The organism is Acidimicrobiia bacterium, assembly GCA_012959995.1.
Classification (GTDB): domain Bacteria; phylum Actinomycetota; class Acidimicrobiia; order Acidimicrobiales; family MedAcidi-G1; genus MedAcidi-G2B.
On the sequence record DUCC01000032.1, the window covers coordinates 32,325 to 49,099 of the forward strand.

The following is a 16,775-nucleotide window of genomic DNA, read 5'->3' on the forward strand; positions in this document are numbered from 1 at the left end:
CATAGATTGCCGGGTCTTCTCACGAATTTGTGCCAAGATAACCCTGCTAAACGAGCGAAGCGAAAGGTCATACTATGGCTGATGCCTTGAAACCTGTTGAACGGTGGCGCACTGTGGTGCCCCCCGAGTGGATCGACTACAACGGCCATCTAACCGAAGGCTTTTACGGCGTGGCTTTTGGCTCGGCGGGCGATGCTTTACTTGAGTATTTATCTTTCGGCGAAAACTACCGGCAGGCCCACGGCACTTTTTACACAGTAGAAAGCACCATCCATTTTTTACGTGAGATTCATCAAGGGGCAGAAATCTGGGTAAAAGGCTGGTTGTTGGGAGCCGATCAAAAACGCCTCCACTGGTACCAAGAACTCTTTGTCGCCGATGACCCAGAACCCGCAGCCAGTCAAGAAGCCATGTTGTTGCACGTCGTGCAAGGCGCAGATGGCCAGGCACCCAAAGTGGGTCCCATGGCAGAACCCGTACTCTCGGCTGCTCAAGATTTAGCTGCGACCCATACAGGTTTTCCTCGCCCGAGCCACGTAGGCCGAGGCATCCGGTCGCTGCAATGAGCGACACCATGACCCCGAGCGCCCCCTCGGCCCGGTCAGGACCCGCTATGGCCGGCATCGGGGCCCTCTTTGTGGCTTTCTTGCTTTTACAAGTGGGTAATGGTTTGCAGCGCATTTTGTTGCCGTTGCGCGCCGAGGCCGAAGGCTTTACCGCCTTGGCCATGGGTTTAGTTATGGCGGCCCACTTTTCTGGCTATCTCGTTGGGGCTCGAATAATTCGCACCATGCTCACCTCGGTGGGTCACATCCGTGCCTTTGCTGCGCTGGCTTCTACCGCTTCGGCTGCCGTTTTAGTAAACGCCGTGATCGTTCTGCCTGCTTCTTGGATGTTGGTTTATTTCATCAGCGGGATATGTAACGCCGGGGTGTTCGTGGTCTTAGAAAGCTGGCTTAACGACCGCGCCACCAACGAGACCCGAGGCAAAATATTGGGCTGGTACATGATGATCATGATGGGAGGCACGGCGGGCGGCTTACTGCTGGTCAACTTGGGGTCAGTCGAAGGCTTCGAAATGTTTGTCCTTTCTTCGGTCTTGATCTCGGCGGCGGTTATCCCCGTGACCCTGTCGGCGTCTTCTGCCCCACCCATGCCTTCTACCGAGCAAATGTCAATAAAAGAGCTCTACCGCTTAGTCCCCTCAGCGGTTGTTGGCTTATTCCTTGCTTCTTTTGTACAAGCCTCGGCCAGTTCGATGAGTTCTGTTTATGGGACCGAATCAGGAATGCCAGGTAGCCAAGTCGCCTTGTTTGCCGCTGCCGGTGTTTCTGGAGCGGTCCTTTTGCAAGTTCCGTTGGGCAAGCTTTCCGATCGCTACCCCCGCCGCTCGGTCATCATGGTGGTGGCTATCACAGCCGGAGCGGTGGCTCTTTTTGCAACCACCGTGGAACCAACCGGATGGTTAATCATTTTGGCCAACTTCACTTTCGGGGCTTTTGTTTTCCCTCTTTATGGGCTATTTGTCGCTCTGGCTAACGACTGGGTCCCGACCGAGAAACGCACCGCTGCTGCCTCTGCTTTGGTGTTGACCAGCAGTTTCGGTGCGGTGGCCTCCCCCATGGTCACCTCAATGGCTATGCGTGCGCTGGGCCCCGCCGGCTACTACTGGACCTTCGCCGTAGTCATGGGAATCTTGGTGGTTTATCTGAGTTACCGCATCAAGGTCCGCGATGCTGTGCCGGTTGAACGACAGTCAAAGTTCCAGCCTTTGGGTGCTCGTTCCGGCGAGATGGCTCACGCCGTAGGGCGTTGGGTACGTAAACCAGTGCAGCGCAAAAAACCGACTACTGGCGAGAAAAAGTAAGCACCAACCCCAGGTGGCCTTCATGCTCGCCACGACTATAAACCGATGAAGTGTGCACCACTGGATCGGTAATGCGGCCCTGCTGGGCGTCTTTGCTAAAACGGTGGGCAAAGCCTTGCTCGGCGTAGAACTCTTTGTTTATGCCGACAACAAATAATGCCCCGGGGCGGGTGATTCGGTACAACTCATCGAAGGCTTCGGGACCCACATGGCCATGGGTAAATGTGCCAGCGCTCATTACGGCCCCATAGGCTCCGGCGTCGATAGGCAGGGTTTCTTTAAGGTTGGCTTGGTGGAAAGCCCGGTAAACCTGCGCTCCATGTGGGTCTTCTTTTTGTGCCGCTTCGGCAATCATCTCGGCGGAGAGGTCCAGTCCGTCTACCAGAATCGGCCCGTCGGCCACGAGGGCCTGGCCGCCCAAACCGGTCCCGCACCCCACATCTAACACGGGTTGGTGGTCTCGCCCGCCCAAGGCCAACAACTCAGCGGCCACCATAAACGGGTGCTGATACCCGTTGCGTTCCACGAAAGTTTCGTAAGTGCTGGCCCAACGAGCGTAAAGTTCTACGTTGTCTTGCGGCGTCTCTACGGCATACGCCTCATCAAGATCAAAATCTTCCGACTGAGTCACGGAGTTCCTTTCGGTTGCAACCTACCAAAAAGTCCGTTACACGGGGACAGTCCCCATGTAACGGACTTTAGACAAGGAGGGACTGTGTGATATGGCCTCAGAGGCGGGTTAGTGCGAGGGAGTGAGCGAATCTGTGGTGTCGCGGTGAAGTTTTGCTGCGTGACGGTTTAGGCCAACTAATTCGGCTTTGATTCCACGCTGGGCAAACTTGGCCACTACGGCATCGATAGCCACAATGGCTGAGGTATCCCAAATACGGGCCTCGCTCACATCAATCTCAACTCGCTTCACCTTTACGGCGTCATAGTCAAAGGAATGCACGAGGTCGTTTGTTGAAGCAAAGAACAACTGGCCGGTGACTGCATAGAGGCGTTCAGCATTGTCAGGGTCAAGCACGCTGGTTACTTCCACCAAGTGCGACACACGCCGGACAAAGAAGATCGCCGAAAGGGCTACCCCACCACCGACGCCGTAAGCCAGGTTGTGGGTTAAAACCACGATGCCGACCGTAGCGACCATCACGATGGTCTCGGTACGGGGCATGACCCGCAGCGTGGCCAGTCGAGCGCTCTTCCAATCAAAGGTGCTAGCAGAAACCATAATCATTACGGCAACTAGCGCTGCCATGGGGATACGAGCCACAAAACCTCCGAGGGTCAGGATCATGACCAGCAAAAACACCCCCGAGGCCAAAGTTGACAATCGGGTACGTCCACCCGAGCGGTAGTTGATGATGGACTGGCCAATCATGGCGCAGCCGGCCATACCACCCAAGAAACCCGTAGCAATGTTGGCCACTCCCTGGCCACGGGACTCACGGTTCTTGTCGGAGTTTGAGTCGGTGAGGTCATCAAGGATTTGAGCAGTGAGGAGCGACTCAAGTAGCCCCACGAGGGCCAGGGTAATAGAGAACGGAAGAATTATCCGTAGCGTTTCAACGGTCCAAGGGATGTTTGGTATCGCTAATCCAGGTAAAGAATCAGGCAACGCTCCCATGTCGCCCACCGTGGGGAGATGCAGGTCAAAGCCAATGGCGACCCCAGCCAACACAATGATGGCCACCAGAGGGGACGGCACGGCAGTGGTGATTCGCGGCAAACCGTAAATGATGCAAAGCCCAGCAGCAATAAAGGCCAGATTCAGCCAAAGGACGCTTTGGTCAACATGGCCCGACGGGAAGATATGCGGCAGTTGGGCCAGAAAAATAAGGATGGCCAGCGCATTAACGAAGCCCACCATGACCGTTCGGGGGATAAACCGCATAAGAGAGCCAACGCCCAACCGGCCCAAGCCAACCTGAATTACTCCGGCCAGAATCGTGGCGGCGAAAAGATGGCCGAGCCCGTAGTCGGCAACTAAAGGCACAACCACTAAGGCCATGGCGCCGGTGGCGGCCGAGATCATGCCTGGACGACCCCCGGCGAAAGAAATAATTATGGCAATAGAGAACGATGCGTAGAGTCCAACTTTGGGGTCAACCCCCGCGATGATAGAAAAGGAAATGGCTTCAGGAATCAAAGCAAGAGCTACCACCATGCCCGACAGCAGGTTCGCCGTGGGGTTCACCAACCACTGGTCACGGAACCTTTGGCTGGTGGCTCGCTGGGCCGGGGACCGCCAATCGAAGCGACGACCAGGTGAACGGTCGCGCACTGATGTCTGAGAATTCTGAATCATTTACACCCCTGAAAGCGATAAACAACGCCTCCGGTTTAGGGCGTAGGCAAGGCTACCAATTGCCCGCCCTCGCCTGATGTCGCAAGAGTCACACCGGCCTTCGCCCACCAATCGCCGCTTTCCCAAAAAGTTCGTGTGGTGGGGATAGCCCCCACCACACGAACTTTTGCCGATTCGCTTAGCAAGATGCAAGACGCTATGTTTTGAGTACCCTCTATAAGGAGTTTTCATGCCATTCGCTGACGTAAACGGACAAAACCTTCATTATGTAGACCACGGAGGCGAAGGGCCGGCCATTATTTTGAGCCACGGTTTCGCCATGGGCCACGAAATGTGGGATGAACAACTCGCCCCGCTAGCCGCCGCCGGGTGGCGGGTTATTACCCACGACGAACGTGGCTGGGGGCAAACCGTCTATAGCGGGGCCTTTACCTACTGGGATTTAGCCGACGACGTTTTTGGCCTTATGGACCACCTCGGAATCGAACAAGCAGTGCTGGGCGGCATGTCCCAAGGCGGCTTCCTCTCCATGCGGGCCGCGCTAAAAGCCCCAGAACGCGTTCGAGCTTTAGTACTGGTCGACACCGAAGGCGGCGCCTACGGAGACGAAGAACGCCAACAATTCGAGGCGCTCTTCGGCGCCATGATGGAACACGGTTTCGTCGGCCCAGTTGGCGACATGTTGGCTAGCGTTTTGTTTGCCCCCGGTTTTGCCGGAGCAAACATTTGGCGAGCCAAGTGGAACGCCCGGCCCGGCGCAGCCTGGCTCGATGCCAAAGAATGCTTATTTGAACGCGACGACATCAACGCCCGTTTAAGTGAAATCTCTTGCCCCTCCATCACTTTCCACGGAGAAGGAGATGCTGCTATCCCGTTAGCACGCGGCCAAGAAATGGTCGAAATGCTAGGCGGCGACACCACCATGGTGGTGGTACCCGGGGCCGGTCATTCAGCGAACCTCGAGAACCCTGCGGTGGTGAACCCCGCCCTGGTGGAGTTTCTCAGTAACTTGAGTTAGTGCCCCAACACCGGTTTCAAACCGGTAATGGTTACCTGAGCAAATAGGCCAGCGAGGGCGTAAGGATCGCCCGCGGCCATGGCTTCAATCTCTGCGCGGTCATCCATGTCGGTAACTATGAGCGATCCACACATGTTTCCCTCGGCATCCATGAGCGGCCCGCCGTAAACAATGTTGAAGTTACTCATGTAAGCCAGATGCTCCTCACGAGTTTGGCTGCGCAAATCGCCAGCGTCGGGGCGGTCAAGAGCGTGGAGTACAAAATGCATGTTTATTCCTGGGGTTGTTGGGCGAGTGCTTGAAGTTGAGAAATGTCAAAACCGGCAAGTTTTTTGTAAGCGTTGGCTTCTCGTTCGAGGTCGCTGGTCGGCACGCACTGGTGCTGACCTTGACAAGTCCCGTCGCAGCGGTCGTGCACCCATTGCATGACTCGCTCGGGCCCGGCCTGCCGGTTTGCTAAAACCAAGCGCCCAGTTGGGTCAACCCGTTGCTGATCGTAAGCCAACAAAGCACGCTCTGGGTCGGCATGTTCACTTAGTGCACCGGTAAGTGCTTCGGCATCCAAAATCCCTTGCGCTGCTCCATTGCTGCCGTTGGGGCGCATGGGGTGGGCAGCATCGCCCAACAAGGTGACCCGCCCGTGGCTCCACTGAGACAACGGATGACGGTCCACCATGGGGAACTCGTAAGCCACCGGGGTAGAAGCAATTAACTCCCCCACGTTTAGCCAGCCGAAGTCCCAGTCCTTAAACATTTCGGCAATAACCAGCGGGTCGGTTTCGGAGTTCCAGTCGGCTGCAGCCACATCCATGTCTACCGGCCGCTCGGCCACCCAGTTGGTTAGCACGGTTCCACCGAATTCTTGAGGGCCGCGTATTGGGTAAATCACCGCTTTTTGCTGATCATGGCCGGCCATGATCATGGTGCGACCATCCAGAAAAGCCGGGGCTTCCACGGCGCCCCGCCACAAAACCAAACCACTATAAAACAAATCGTCGTTCCCGGTGACCAGCAACTTCCGCAAAACCGAGTGCAACCCGTCGGCACCCACCAGTACATCCCCAGTGAAACTTTTACGAGGTCGGCCAGATTTCCGGTCGGTGAAATGCGCCTCGACGTGATCGCTTTGCTCGGTGTAATGCGAAAAATGGTGGCCCAAGAAAAGTGCCTCGGAGCCAAGCGTTCTTTTTACGGCATCCAGCAAAACCATTTGCAATCGGCCACGGTGTATCGAATACTGCGGCCAAGGGTTGCCGGCCGCTTCACCGCGTGGTTCTTCCCAAATGGTGACCCCATTTTCGGAACAAAACCTTAATGCTGAGGTTTGTACGGCCGCCGCCGCCAACTGATCAGCTAATCCAAGGTCATGAAGAATTCGCACTGAGTGAGGTAAAAGGTTGAGCCCCACGCCGAGTTCTCGAGGTTCAGCGACCGATTCGAAAACCTGCACTTGGTGACCCGCTCGGTGCAGGCACAATGCAGCGGTTAAGCCACTGATGCCGCCCCCCGCAATGAGAACTCTTTTCGACCCGCTCATGGAAAGTGACCATACCGCAAACAAACCTTAGGCCGGTACGGGGAGCCCCAAAGCCTGGTAACGGCGACGACGCTCCGTAATCACCCACTGCTTCCGAACTTCAATTGCTAAACGAAAATTACGGTCAGCTTGGAATTGGCTCCATCGGCGCTGAAACAGACCAGCAAGGCCAAAACTTAGGCTGTTGGCCAGGCATTGAGCGAGGCCTCCGGGAATCTTGTTACTTCCTCCAGTGGTGTGCATAATGTCTCCTTTGTGGCTTTCCTTAATGACCCGCCAGGGAGGTTTTTCTGACAGGTTCGATTTTTTTATTCCCTAGGCCGGCAGGTAGACTGCGGTCATGACCCAAGAGGAGACACTCCGAGTTGATTTAACGGCTGCTTTCCGCCTTGCAGTACGTTTTGGGTGGCACGAGTCAGTAGCGAACCATTTCAGCGCTGCAGTCTCTGACGATGGAAAAAAGTTTCTCCTCAACCCACGATGGCGCCATTTTTCTCTCATCAAGGCCAGCGACTTGTTGCTGCTTGATGCTGACGACCCAGCCACCCTGGAGCGCCCCGATGCTCCGGACCCATCGGCCTGGTGCATCCATGGTGCCGTACATGCGGCAATCCCCGAAGCAAAAGTGCTGCTTCATCTGCACCCGCCTTATGCCACCGCACTGGCCGGGCTAGCCGACCCAACCATTTTGCCCATTGATCAAAACACGGCACGATTTTACGACCGAGTGGCCTACGATTTGAACTTTGGTGGCATGGGCGACGTCATCGAAGAAGGTCAACGTATCGCACAGGTCATGCAAGACAAGCCAGTGATGATGATGGGAAACCATGGGGTCATGGTGGCTGCTGCCTCCGTGGCCTATGCCTTCGAAGAAATGTATTACTTAGAAATTGCTTGCCGAACCATGGTTTTGGCACTCTCTACCGGGCAACCACTCAGTATTATTAGCGACAAAATTGCAAGAAAAACGCTCCTCGGTTGGGAAAAGTTTCTCCCGGTAGGGCAGTATCACTTTACGCAACTCAAAGAGTTACTTGACCGGGACGACCCCTCATACCGTGATTAAAAATCTATCAGGCCATACCGGCCGCCTAAGGAGAAAATTATGTACGAAGCAGTAATCGTTGATGCTGTACGAACCCCTGGAGGACGCCGTAATGGCCGACTCAAAGACTGGCATCCGGCAGCGCTGGCTGCCCACGTACTTAAAGCCTTAGAAGAGCGCAACAACCTTGACCCTGCGTTGGTCGACGATGTGGTCATGGGCTGTGTAATGCAGGTCGGGCAGCAGTCGCTCAACATTGGACGTAGCGCCGTGTTGGCCGCTGGTTGGCCAGAATCGGTTCCTTCAACCACCGTAGATCGCCAGTGTGGTTCTAGCCAGCAAGCAATTCACTTTGCCGCCCAAGGGGTTATGGCCGGAGCCTACGACATAGTTGTTGCCGCAGGTGTTGAGTCCATGAGCAACGTCCCCATGGGGTCTTCGGTAGTAGGCGGAGAAATGGGCCACCCCTTTCCCCCCGCCATGTTGGAGCGCTACAGCGAAACCGGTCTCCCTCCCCAGGGCATCGGCGCCGACATGATTTCCGATGAGTACAACATTAGCCGAGAAGACCTGGATGCTTTTGGAGCTCAGTCTCAACAACGGGCCGAACAAGCCACCACCGAAGGCCGTTTCGACAACGAGATCATTCCGGTCCCCATCGACATTGATGGTGTTACCGAAATGCATACGGTAGACGAGGGCATACGCCCAGGAACTACTGCGGAAAAACTCGGCGCCTTAAAGCCAGCGTTCAAAGAGGATGGCCGCATTACTGCAGGCAACTCTTCGCAAATTTGCGATGGCGCCGCGGCTATTTTGATTATGAGCGCAGAAAAAGCCGCCGAACTGGGCTTGAAGCCTCGGGCACGCTTTCATACCTTTGCCTTGGCTGGCACCGACCCCGTGACCATGCTTAAGGGCCCTATTCCGGCTACTGAAAAAGTATTCGAACGCAGCGGTCTGACCGTTGAAGACATTGACTTGTTCGAAATTAACGAAGCATTTGCGTCGGTTGTATTGGCCTGGCAAAAAGAAACCGGTGCTGACCTCAGCAAAGTAAACGTCAACGGCGGCGCCATTGCTCTGGGCCACCCCCTTGGTTGCTCGGGAGCCAAGCTCATGACCACTTTGCTTAACGAACTTGAACGCACCGACGGCCGTTATGGCCTCCAAGCTATGTGTGAAGGCGGTGGCTTAGCTAATGCCACCATTATCGAAAGGATTGGCGCCTAATGCCACGTATGAACCTTGAGGGGTCTTCCTCGATCATTACCGGGGGTGCCTCGGGTATCGGCGAGGCCAGCGCCCGCCAATTGGCTGCTGCGGGTTCTCGAGTGGTCATAGCCGACCTCAACGAAGAGCGCGGCACCGAAGTTGCTTCGGAACTTGGCGGCTTATTTGTTAAGTGCGATGTTTCCAGCACCGAAGACGCAGAGACCGCAGTAGCGGCAGCCAGCGAAATGGGGCCCTTGCGGGCTTTGGTTAACTCGGCCGGCTTAGGTTTCGCCGGTCGCACCATTGACCGCAACAACGAACCCATGGACTTAGAGAAGTTCCGCTTCGTCATTAACGTCAACCTGATTGGCTCGTTCAACATGTTGAGCCGGGCCGCCGGTGCTATGGCACAAACTGAGCCGGTAGACGACGACGGCACACGGGGAGCCATTGTTAACATGGCTTCAGCGGCGGCCTTCGACGGCCAGATCGGTCAGTGCGCCTACTCAGCCTCAAAGGGCGGCGTGGTCGGCATGACGCTGCCCATTGCCCGTGACCTGTCCGTGGTGGGCATTCGGGTAAACACCGTGGCCCCCGGGCTTATCGACACCCCGATCTACGGTGAAGGCGAAGCCAGCGAACAGTTCAAAGCCCACCTTGGGCAGTCGGTGTTGTTTCCTAAGCGTTTGGGAAGCGGCGAAGAGTTGGCTTTCATGGTGATGGACCTAATTACCAACCCTTACATGAACGGCGAAACCATTCGCGTGGACGGCGGCATTCGCATGCCACCCAAATAGGAGTCGATATGTCTGAAAATACTGCGGTACTGACCGAAAAACGTGGCCGGGTTCTGCTCATTACCTTAAACCGTCCCGAGGCCATGAACGCCATCAACGGTGACTTAGCCAACGGTCTTTGGGATGCCGTGCAAATGCTTAACGATGATCCAGACTTAACCGCCGGGGTACTCACCGGTAACGGGCGAGGGTTTTGCGCTGGCATGGACCTCAAAGCTTTCTTGCGGGGTGAAAACATTGGCCCCTTTATGGAATTCGTTAAAGAAGGAGCGCAAAAGCCTTTGATTGGTGCCATCGAAGGCTTTGCCTTAGCTGGTGGCTTGGAGTTGGCTTTGAGCTGCGACCTTCTGGTGGCTTCGGAGGGCGCCAAAATGGGCATTCCTGAAGTAGGGGTGGGCCTATTTGCGGCCGCCGGTGGCGTACTGCGCTTGTCTAGCCGCGTCGGCCACGGCAAAGCAATGGAAATGGCTATCACCGCCGACCCGATCTTGGCCGAAGAAGCTTTGCAGTTCGGGCTGATTGCCCGCATGACCGAAAAAGGTGGAGCGGTAGAAGGAGCACTCAAACTTGCGGAACGAGTCGCTCAAAATGCTCCACTTGCCGTGGCCGCTTCCAAAAAATTAGTCCAGGCAGCTTCCTCGGGAGCCAGCGAAGAGGAACTCTGGGCATTGAACACGGAAATGCAAATGAAGGTGTTTGTTTCCAACGACTCTAAAGAAGGCCCCAAAGCTTTCGCTGAAAAACGCCCACCCGAGTGGACCGGTACTTAAACCTTTAACCCTCCGGGGTTAACAACATGGCCAGTTGTCGTGACTGAGCAACCAACGCTCCGGTGGAATCCCAGAGCCGACCGCTTTCAATCATGCGGCCATCGTGAAGGTCTTCGGTGACAAATTCTGCTTGCACCCAACCAGGTGCAGGTAGCCGGCGAATATGTACCGTGAGTTCGATGGTGGGAACCCAGCCTATTCTTCCCAGCAAGCCAAAAATGGGGGGCGGGAAGGCATCGGCAAACAACACCAGACCCAATGGGTCGGGTTGGCGGCCATCTAAGAAGCGTATCCAACCAGAGATTTTGGCTTTCTCTGGGGCTCCTGCCTTGACCTGCTCTGGATGAATGCGCATCTCGACTCGGTTCTGAATCACCAGTTCCACGCCCTGTTCAAGGCCTGAGCGGGACCGACATTGGTCGGGCCCTGATATTTCTGGGGCGGGGATACTCACTTGAGGTGCTTGATCAGAACCGGCGCCCAAGGTGCCAAAGGCCGCCAAAACCTCTACTCGGGTTTTTTCTGCTTGCTCTAACGAGCCCCGCAACGTGCTGATGTTGCGGCCCGAACGGACCAGAGAACCATGCACCAGGGCCGAGGCGTTGCCGCTTCCGGGGCGCAAATAGTGTGCGGTCACGCTGAGCGGGTCGCTATGTGGGCTCAAGGTGCTCAAGCCACGCAGCAAGGGAGCCAACAAGTAGCCCCCGTTGGGGTTGTCGCCAATATTCCATTGGTCGCTTAAGGTCAGCGACCACTCCCCCGGGCTTTGCTCGGTGAGTTGGGTTTCGGTATCAAATTGAAAAGCCACAAGGTCCCTTGATTCTTAAATACAGATGGGCGTACCTTAGAGGGCGGCTGGCCGGTTTAACGCATCACGAAAGGATTAGCCATGGGTTCTTTTGAGGTGTTGATCCACACGGTTTTGGTGCGGGTGTAGTCGTAGATGGCGTCGATGCCGGCTTCTCGCCCGTAACCGCTTTGCCCAAACCCTCCAAAGGGAGCCACCGGCGAAATCGCTCGGTAAGTGTTGACCCAAACGATGCCGGCGTGCAGGCCAGCGGCTACCCGATGGGCTCGCCCTAAGTCGTTGGTGAACACACCAGAACCCAGTCCAAAGACCGTGTCGTTGGCCATAGCGATGGCTTCTTCTTCCGTACTGAATTTGATGACCGACATGACGGGCCCAAAAAGTTCTACCTGGGTGCTGAGAATTTCTTGGTTGGGGCAAGACACCACGGTGGGTTCGAAATACCACCCCTGGTCAAACCCTTCGGGGCGTTGACCGCCGGCCATAATCTCGGCGCCTTGGGCCACTGATTCACTCAAGGTTTTTTCAATGTTGTCTCGCTGCTTTTTTGTGGCCAACGGCCCAACTTGTGTAGTTGCATCAAGCGGGTCGCCAATTTGCACCGCTCGGGCACGTTGGGCAACGGCCTCCAAAAAACGGTCGAAGATACCCGCTTGTACAAAAACCCTGGACCCTGCTACGCAACTTTGGCCGGAGGCACCAAAGTTGCCTGCTACTGCACCGTTAACGGCGGCTTCAAAGTCGGCGTCGTCAAAAATTAAGATAGGAGACTTGCCGCCCAGTTCTAACGAAACGGGGGCAAAGTTTTGTGCCGTGTTGGCCACCACCTGGCGGGCGGCGTCGATGCCTCCGGTGAAAGAAACTTTGCTGACCAGTGGGTGGCTGGTGAGGGCCCGACCGCAGGGCTCGCCAAAACCGGTGATGAGGTTAAATACTCCCGGGGGAAAACCTGCCTGGTCAACCAATTCGGCAAACGCTAAAACAGGGGCTGGCGCTTCTTCTGAAGATTTAATCACCACGGTGTTGCCGGCCGCCAAAGCAGGAGCGGCTTTGGTGGCGGTGAGGAGCATTTCGGCATTCCAAGGCACGATGCCGGCCACTACCCCGATGGGTTCCCGAGTGGTAAAAACGTGCAAGTTGGGTTTGTCAATAGGCAAGGTGCTGCCTTGCAGTTTGTCGGCCAGCCCCCCGTAGTAGCGGTAGTACTCGGCCACGTAGGCCGACTGGCCACGAGTTTCGACGGCTAATTTACCGCTATCGGTGGTTTCCACGGAACCTAAATGTTCAGAATGTTCGGCCAGCAAATCGGCTAAAACAAAAAGCAATTTGCCCCGTTCGGTGGCTGTCATGTCAGCCCAAGGGCCCTCGTGGAGCGCTCGGTGGGCTGCTTTGACGGCACGGTCTACATCATCTTCGGTGGCCGCCGGAGCAGTAGCCCAAGCCTCGCCCGTCGCCGGGTTGAGAGTTTCGAAGGTCGCTCCGTCGGAGGCCGAACAAAACTCGCCGTCGATGTACATCAGGTAATCGTGCATGGGGTGATCTCCTTATTTAAAAAGATAAGTAATGAGGTAGTGAACAAAAAGGGGTCTTCCCACAGGGGAAGGTGATGCAAGTCCGGCAGTATTTGGGCTTCGCCGCAGGGCAAAGCGGCGGCGAGGGCTTCGCTCATTTCGGGAGTTGACCCGGCATCAAGGGATCCCGTCATGACGAGCGTGGGCGCTTCTATTTGCTTAAGAGATTCCGGCACCATGGGGTCGCCATCTAAAAAACATTGGTAAGCCGCCAAATAACCTTGATGGTCGGTGGTGCGTAAGCGGGCAGAAATTTTGTCCACCAGTTTAGGGTTTGCTTCTTGCCAATCCGGGGTGAACCAACGGTCTTGCGCCAGTTGCGCAACTGCCGCCATACCACCTTGGCGGCAGAGGTCTAAGCGCTGCTGTTGAGCAGAGTGCTGTTCGGCGCTACGTTCGAACACCGTGCTAAGCAGCGCCACACGACGAACCAGTTCCGGCTGGCGTAAAGCTAGCGCCAAAGCGATGCTGCCACCCAGTGAAAGGCCGGCTACATCCAGTTTTTCACCTTCGGCCACTGCAGCGACTTCTCGGGCCTGATGAACGAAGTCAGCAATAGTTAATGGACCGACTCCCGCGGAGGTCTGCCCATGGCCGAGGAGATCGTAACGAATAACCGTGCGCTCATCTTGGAGCTGCTCCATGGCGGGATCCCACATGGTGTGATCAAGCCCCACCCCATGAATGAGCAGCAACGGCGGACCTTGGCCCTCCATACGAAGATAGGTTTGCCCACTCACTGCGGGTCGATTCCCATTTCTTCCATGTCTTGATAACGGTTACCGATGCGATGATGCGGCCGCCCACCTACCGAAGCACCAATAGCCACCACGATTTCATCGGGTCCAGGCGCATCGGCGATGGTCATTTCAAGGGTGAGGTAGTGAGAGCGCCAACCGGGATCTTCTTTGTGCATCATGGGAATACTCACCGTGGCTCCCGGGCCACCTCGGGTATTGGTAAACGACAAGTAAGCCGTGCCATTAACGGCGTCACGAAAAACATTACCAAAGCGCAAAGTATGTATAAGCGCCGACCCGTGCTCTATCTCACCACTGGTCCCCACCATGGAGGCTTTCCCATAGGCCTCGATGGCCTCTCCCCCGCCAGCCAAGGCAGTAAGGCGAGGCACCAGCACCTCACCTAAAGCCGGAGCGGTCGCCAATATTGCCGGGCGGAGATCTTCTACAAAGCCTTGACCAGCCCACGGGTTAGCAAGCACGGCGGCCACTCCGTACAGGTGCAACGAGGGGGCGGCGGCTTTTCCGCCTTCCACCAAGACTTCTTCGTGGTGCGAAACGATTTTGCGTATTTCTAAACTCATGAGTTGTTCTCCTCAGCAAATTGGGGTATCACATCTTCGGTGAAACGCTGCACACTGTCCATCACGGCTCGTTGATCCATCCCGGGGAAGTTGGACCACACCAGCAAAGACTGCAGGTTTAGTTTTTCTTTCATTTCCTGAATTTGTTCGGCCACATAGTCTGCAGTGCCGAACAACATGTTGCGCGGGTGTAGCCACTGGTAGCTCAAGAGGTCCAGTTTTCCCGGGGTTTCCGGGAGCTCTTCCCCTGGGTACCGATGGTTGCTTAGCCCCCGAAAATGGCAGACCCACTCCATGTAACGTAAGAAGGCTTCTCCGGCTAAATCCTCGGCTTCAGCCATAGTTTCGGTAATAAACATGTCGCGCACTAAAGTGACTCCCTCCCCCATTGGCACGTCATGACCTCGGGCCTCCGAAGCAGTCTCGCTATAGAGTTCAAAGCGGTCCACCATGGCATCGGTGGGGGGAATCCAAAACATTCCTTGCAAACCGTTGCGGGCCGCGAACTCAATAGAAGGAGCGGAGTCAATAACTTGCCACAGGGGCGGGTGCGGCGACTGGTAAGGCTTCGGCACAACAGACAGCGCCGTAATGTGCCCGGTTACTGGGTCAGTGTTATCGCTACGAGGCGGGCTCATGGCGTGGTTAAAGGTGACGCCCGGGTAAGGGAACTCAAAAAATTCCCCTTTGAAGGAGAAGAATTCATCGGTCCAGCAGTGCCTTATTACTTCAAGAGTTTCTTCAAAGAGCGACCGGTTGACCGCCGGGTTGCGTACATCGGCCACCGGGTTCATGTTGACCGTCTCTCGAGGGTAGACGCCACGGCCCACCCCTACTTCAAGGCGGCCAGCGCTCATGTGATCCAACATGGCGAGGTCTTCGGCCATCTGCACCGGATGGCGGAAGGTAATAATGTTGGCCGCTTGCCCCAGGCGAATTCGTTCGGTGTGGGCGGCTAGGTCAACACACATCAGCACGGGGTTAGGGCAAACTTCTAGCCCTTCATGACCAAAATGGTGTTCGGTGGTCCAAATGGACTCCCAGCCGTTTTGGTCACAATACTGAGCGATTTCTCGCCCCTCGTTGACCACCTCATGGAAAGGTTTGGTTAAACCCCAATTGTTTTGATTCAGAAAATACCCGAATCGCATGATTGCGCTTTCTGTCGAGGAACAATGGCCATGGGCGCACACCTTTTATTCTCGCTGCCTGCCCGACTCGAGTGAGCACAAGGTACCGCAAAAATTTTCAAGGGTCAATATTTGTTAACCGACAGGTATTGGGGACCTAACTCATCTACGGACGGGCAGCCCAGCAGAGCCAAGGTTCGCTCCAACCCGGTGGCAAAGTGATCAATAACAAAGTCCACCCCGACCTCTCCGGCCGCACCCAGACCATAAAGGTACGGGCGGCCCACCATGCATGCGTTGGCTCCCAAGGCCACCGCTTTAACAATGTCGGACCCCCTCCGCACCCCTCCGTCCACAATTATTTCTGTTTGCCCGCCGAGAGCAGCGACTACCTCCGGCAAAAGATCAATCGGTGCTGGGGCATCGTCTAACTGCCGCCCCCCATGATTTGAGAGTGCCACCGCATCCACCCCGTAATTCACGGAAAGTAGTGCATCGTTTACCGACTGGATGCCTTTGATGACCAACTTCCCTTTCCATCGGTCGCGCAACCACGCCAGATCTTCCCAACTCAGGCTGGGGTCCAATTGGGTATTGATGTAGGTGGCGAGAGAGACCGGGTCCGACCCATCGCCAACCGTGCTTTCGGTCAGGTTGGCAAACTTTATGGGTTCTGACGTTATGAAGTCCCAAGTCCAACTGGGGTGACGAAGGCCGTCAAAAATCGTGTCTAAGCCGATTTTGGGCGGCAAGGTGAAGCCACGCCGAACGTCTCGCTCACGCCTGCCCAAAACCGTGTTGTCGACCGTCAAAATGATGGTCGAATAGTTACATGCCGCAGCCCGTTCGAGCATTTCATCAACCAGGTCGCGGTCTCTCCAAACATAAACTTGGAACCATCTCTCGCCGGACGAAACCGCCGCTACCTCTTCGATAGAGCGCGTGGACAGCGTGGAGAGACCGTAGGGAAGCCCGGCCCGTTCAGCGGCTCGGGCCACCGAAAGTTCACCGGCCGAGTTAGCCATGCGAGTAAAGCCCGTGGGCGCTAAAATCAGAGGCAAAGGGAGCCGCTTGCCCAGTAATTCTGTAGAGGTGTCGATGCTTTCAATACCTCGTAGAACCCTGGGTTTAAATGTAATGGCAGCAAAACCCTGCATGTTGCGGGCCGCCGTGCGCTCATCTTCAGCCGCACCATCGATGTAATCAAAAACCCCACCGGGGAGGCGCTTTTTTGCCAACAAGCGGAGATCCTCCAAATTGCTGGCTCGCTCTAAGCGGCGAAGTGCCCCGTTGCGTTCAAATCTTCTCAACCGCACTACCGAGCGAAGGGCTTTTAACATGTAACTATTGTGCCATCTGCCGTCTCCAAGACAAGACTCGGC

Annotated in this window: 18 protein-coding genes; 7 read left to right on the plus strand and 11 right to left on the minus strand. The window is 55.9% G+C overall.

The annotated features are described in order from the left end of the window. The first annotated feature begins 74 nt into the window (after window positions 1–74). Window positions 75–566 (plus strand): thioesterase, encoded by a 492-nt coding sequence (locus EYQ49_08665; protein HIG25946.1) that lies wholly within the window; start codon window positions 75–77, stop codon window positions 564–566. Next, entirely contained in the window at window positions 563–1,867 is a 1,305-nt protein-coding gene (locus EYQ49_08670) for an MFS transporter (GenBank protein ID HIG25947.1), read from the plus strand. The genes EYQ49_08665 and EYQ49_08670 overlap by 4 nt, the downstream gene beginning before the upstream one ends. Here the strand turns inward: EYQ49_08670 and EYQ49_08675 are convergent. Beyond that, complete coding sequence (locus tag EYQ49_08675) at window positions 1,848–2,498, minus strand: class I SAM-dependent methyltransferase (protein HIG25948.1); 651 nt, start codon at window positions 2,496–2,498, stop codon at window positions 1,848–1,850. The genes EYQ49_08670 and EYQ49_08675 overlap by 20 nt on opposite strands. Before the next feature lie 108 nt (window positions 2,499–2,606). Further along, a complete protein-coding gene (locus EYQ49_08680) occupies window positions 2,607–4,175 on the minus strand; it encodes a SulP family inorganic anion transporter (protein HIG25949.1) in 1,569 nt (522 codons plus the stop codon). Between the two features lie 229 nt (window positions 4,176–4,404). Between EYQ49_08680 and EYQ49_08685 the strand changes: the two genes are divergently transcribed. Then, window positions 4,405–5,193: an alpha/beta hydrolase gene (locus tag EYQ49_08685; protein ID HIG25950.1), complete on the plus strand. Its 789-nt coding sequence runs from the start codon at window positions 4,405–4,407 to the stop codon at window positions 5,191–5,193. On the opposite strand, the gene EYQ49_08690 is transcribed toward EYQ49_08685, so the two are convergent. Genes EYQ49_08690 through EYQ49_08700 form a run of 3 tightly spaced genes read right to left on the minus strand, consistent with a single transcriptional unit; the run spans window position 5,190 to window position 6,973 of the window. Next, window positions 5,190–5,462, minus strand: a complete 273-nt coding sequence (locus EYQ49_08690; GenBank protein ID HIG25951.1) for a YciI family protein — start codon at window positions 5,460–5,462, stop codon at window positions 5,190–5,192. The genes EYQ49_08685 and EYQ49_08690 overlap by 4 nt on opposite strands. A 2-nt stretch (window positions 5,463–5,464) precedes the next feature. After that, complete coding sequence (locus tag EYQ49_08695) at window positions 5,465–6,730, minus strand: flavin-dependent oxidoreductase (GenBank protein ID HIG25952.1); 1,266 nt, start codon at window positions 6,728–6,730, stop codon at window positions 5,465–5,467. Window positions 6,731–6,757: 27 nt separating this feature from the next. Beyond that, window positions 6,758–6,973 (minus strand): hypothetical protein, encoded by a 216-nt coding sequence (locus tag EYQ49_08700; protein ID HIG25953.1) that lies wholly within the window; start codon window positions 6,971–6,973, stop codon window positions 6,758–6,760. A gap of 97 nt (window positions 6,974–7,070) precedes the next feature. Between EYQ49_08700 and EYQ49_08705 the strand changes: the two genes are divergently transcribed. From EYQ49_08705 to EYQ49_08720, 4 genes are read left to right on the plus strand one after another with little or no spacing between them, the layout of a single operon-like run. Further along, window positions 7,071–7,799: a hypothetical protein gene (locus tag EYQ49_08705; protein ID HIG25954.1), complete on the plus strand. Its 729-nt coding sequence runs from the start codon at window positions 7,071–7,073 to the stop codon at window positions 7,797–7,799. 39 nt (window positions 7,800–7,838) lie between these two features. Then, window positions 7,839–9,011, plus strand: a complete 1,173-nt coding sequence (locus EYQ49_08710; GenBank protein HIG25955.1) for a thiolase family protein — start codon at window positions 7,839–7,841, stop codon at window positions 9,009–9,011. After that, the gene (locus tag EYQ49_08715; GenBank protein HIG25956.1) at window positions 9,011–9,790 is read left to right on the plus strand and encodes an SDR family NAD(P)-dependent oxidoreductase; all 780 of its coding nucleotides are present in this window, start codon (window positions 9,011–9,013) and stop codon (window positions 9,788–9,790) included. The genes EYQ49_08710 and EYQ49_08715 overlap by 1 nt, the downstream gene beginning before the upstream one ends. Before the next feature lie 8 nt (window positions 9,791–9,798). After that, a complete protein-coding gene (locus EYQ49_08720; GenBank protein HIG25957.1) occupies window positions 9,799–10,560 on the plus strand; it encodes a crotonase/enoyl-CoA hydratase family protein in 762 nt (253 codons plus the stop codon). A 4-nt stretch (window positions 10,561–10,564) separates the two neighbouring features. On the opposite strand, the gene EYQ49_08725 is transcribed toward EYQ49_08720, so the two are convergent. From EYQ49_08725 to EYQ49_08750, 6 genes are all read right to left on the minus strand, one after another. After that, the gene (locus EYQ49_08725; GenBank protein ID HIG25958.1) at window positions 10,565–11,368 is read right to left on the minus strand and encodes a thioesterase family protein; all 804 of its coding nucleotides are present in this window, start codon (window positions 11,366–11,368) and stop codon (window positions 10,565–10,567) included. Between the two features lie 56 nt (window positions 11,369–11,424). Continuing rightward, the gene (locus EYQ49_08730; protein ID HIG25959.1) at window positions 11,425–12,900 is read right to left on the minus strand and encodes an aldehyde dehydrogenase; all 1,476 of its coding nucleotides are present in this window, start codon (window positions 12,898–12,900) and stop codon (window positions 11,425–11,427) included. After that, window positions 12,885–13,655, minus strand: coding sequence for an alpha/beta fold hydrolase (locus EYQ49_08735; GenBank protein ID HIG25960.1), 771 nt, complete (start codon window positions 13,653–13,655; stop codon window positions 12,885–12,887). Before EYQ49_08735 ends, EYQ49_08730 begins: the two co-directional genes overlap by 16 nt. 20 nt (window positions 13,656–13,675) lie before the next feature. Next, window positions 13,676–14,263 (minus strand): amino acid synthesis family protein, encoded by a 588-nt coding sequence (locus EYQ49_08740; GenBank protein HIG25961.1) that lies wholly within the window; start codon window positions 14,261–14,263, stop codon window positions 13,676–13,678. Further along, window positions 14,260–15,414, minus strand: coding sequence for an LLM class flavin-dependent oxidoreductase (locus EYQ49_08745; protein HIG25962.1), 1,155 nt, complete (start codon window positions 15,412–15,414; stop codon window positions 14,260–14,262). Before EYQ49_08745 ends, EYQ49_08740 begins: the two co-directional genes overlap by 4 nt. Before the next feature lie 104 nt (window positions 15,415–15,518). Then, the gene (locus EYQ49_08750; protein HIG25963.1) at window positions 15,519–16,733 is read right to left on the minus strand and encodes an alpha-hydroxy-acid oxidizing protein; all 1,215 of its coding nucleotides are present in this window, start codon (window positions 16,731–16,733) and stop codon (window positions 15,519–15,521) included. Between the last annotated feature and the right edge of the window lie 42 nt (window positions 16,734–16,775).

Coding starts and splice junctions, on each gene's coding strand:
- EYQ49_08705 (HIG25954.1), top strand. CDS start 7,071: ATGACCCAAGAGGAGACACTCCGAGTTGATTTAACGGCTGCTTTCCGC.
- EYQ49_08680 (HIG25949.1), bottom strand. CDS start 4,175: ATGATTCAGAATTCTCAGACATCAGTGCGCGACCGTTCACCTGGTCGT.
- EYQ49_08670 (HIG25947.1), top strand. CDS start 563: ATGAGCGACACCATGACCCCGAGCGCCCCCTCGGCCCGGTCAGGACCC.
- EYQ49_08695 (HIG25952.1), bottom strand. CDS start 6,730: ATGAGCGGGTCGAAAAGAGTTCTCATTGCGGGGGGCGGCATCAGTGGC.
- EYQ49_08715 (HIG25956.1), top strand. CDS start 9,011: ATGCCACGTATGAACCTTGAGGGGTCTTCCTCGATCATTACCGGGGGT.
- EYQ49_08700 (HIG25953.1), bottom strand. CDS start 6,973: ATGCACACCACTGGAGGAAGTAACAAGATTCCCGGAGGCCTCGCTCAA.
- EYQ49_08665 (HIG25946.1), top strand. CDS start 75: ATGGCTGATGCCTTGAAACCTGTTGAACGGTGGCGCACTGTGGTGCCC.
- EYQ49_08730 (HIG25959.1), bottom strand. CDS start 12,900: ATGCACGATTACCTGATGTACATCGACGGCGAGTTTTGTTCGGCCTCC.
- EYQ49_08720 (HIG25957.1), top strand. CDS start 9,799: ATGTCTGAAAATACTGCGGTACTGACCGAAAAACGTGGCCGGGTTCTG.
- EYQ49_08710 (HIG25955.1), top strand. CDS start 7,839: ATGTACGAAGCAGTAATCGTTGATGCTGTACGAACCCCTGGAGGACGC.
- EYQ49_08690 (HIG25951.1), bottom strand. CDS start 5,462: ATGCATTTTGTACTCCACGCTCTTGACCGCCCCGACGCTGGCGATTTG.
- EYQ49_08685 (HIG25950.1), top strand. CDS start 4,405: ATGCCATTCGCTGACGTAAACGGACAAAACCTTCATTATGTAGACCAC.
- EYQ49_08745 (HIG25962.1), bottom strand. CDS start 15,414: ATGCGATTCGGGTATTTTCTGAATCAAAACAATTGGGGTTTAACCAAA.
- EYQ49_08740 (HIG25961.1), bottom strand. CDS start 14,263: ATGAGTTTAGAAATACGCAAAATCGTTTCGCACCACGAAGAAGTCTTG.
- EYQ49_08735 (HIG25960.1), bottom strand. CDS start 13,655: ATGGAGGGCCAAGGTCCGCCGTTGCTGCTCATTCATGGGGTGGGGCTT.
- EYQ49_08750 (HIG25963.1), bottom strand. CDS start 16,733: ATGTTAAAAGCCCTTCGCTCGGTAGTGCGGTTGAGAAGATTTGAACGC.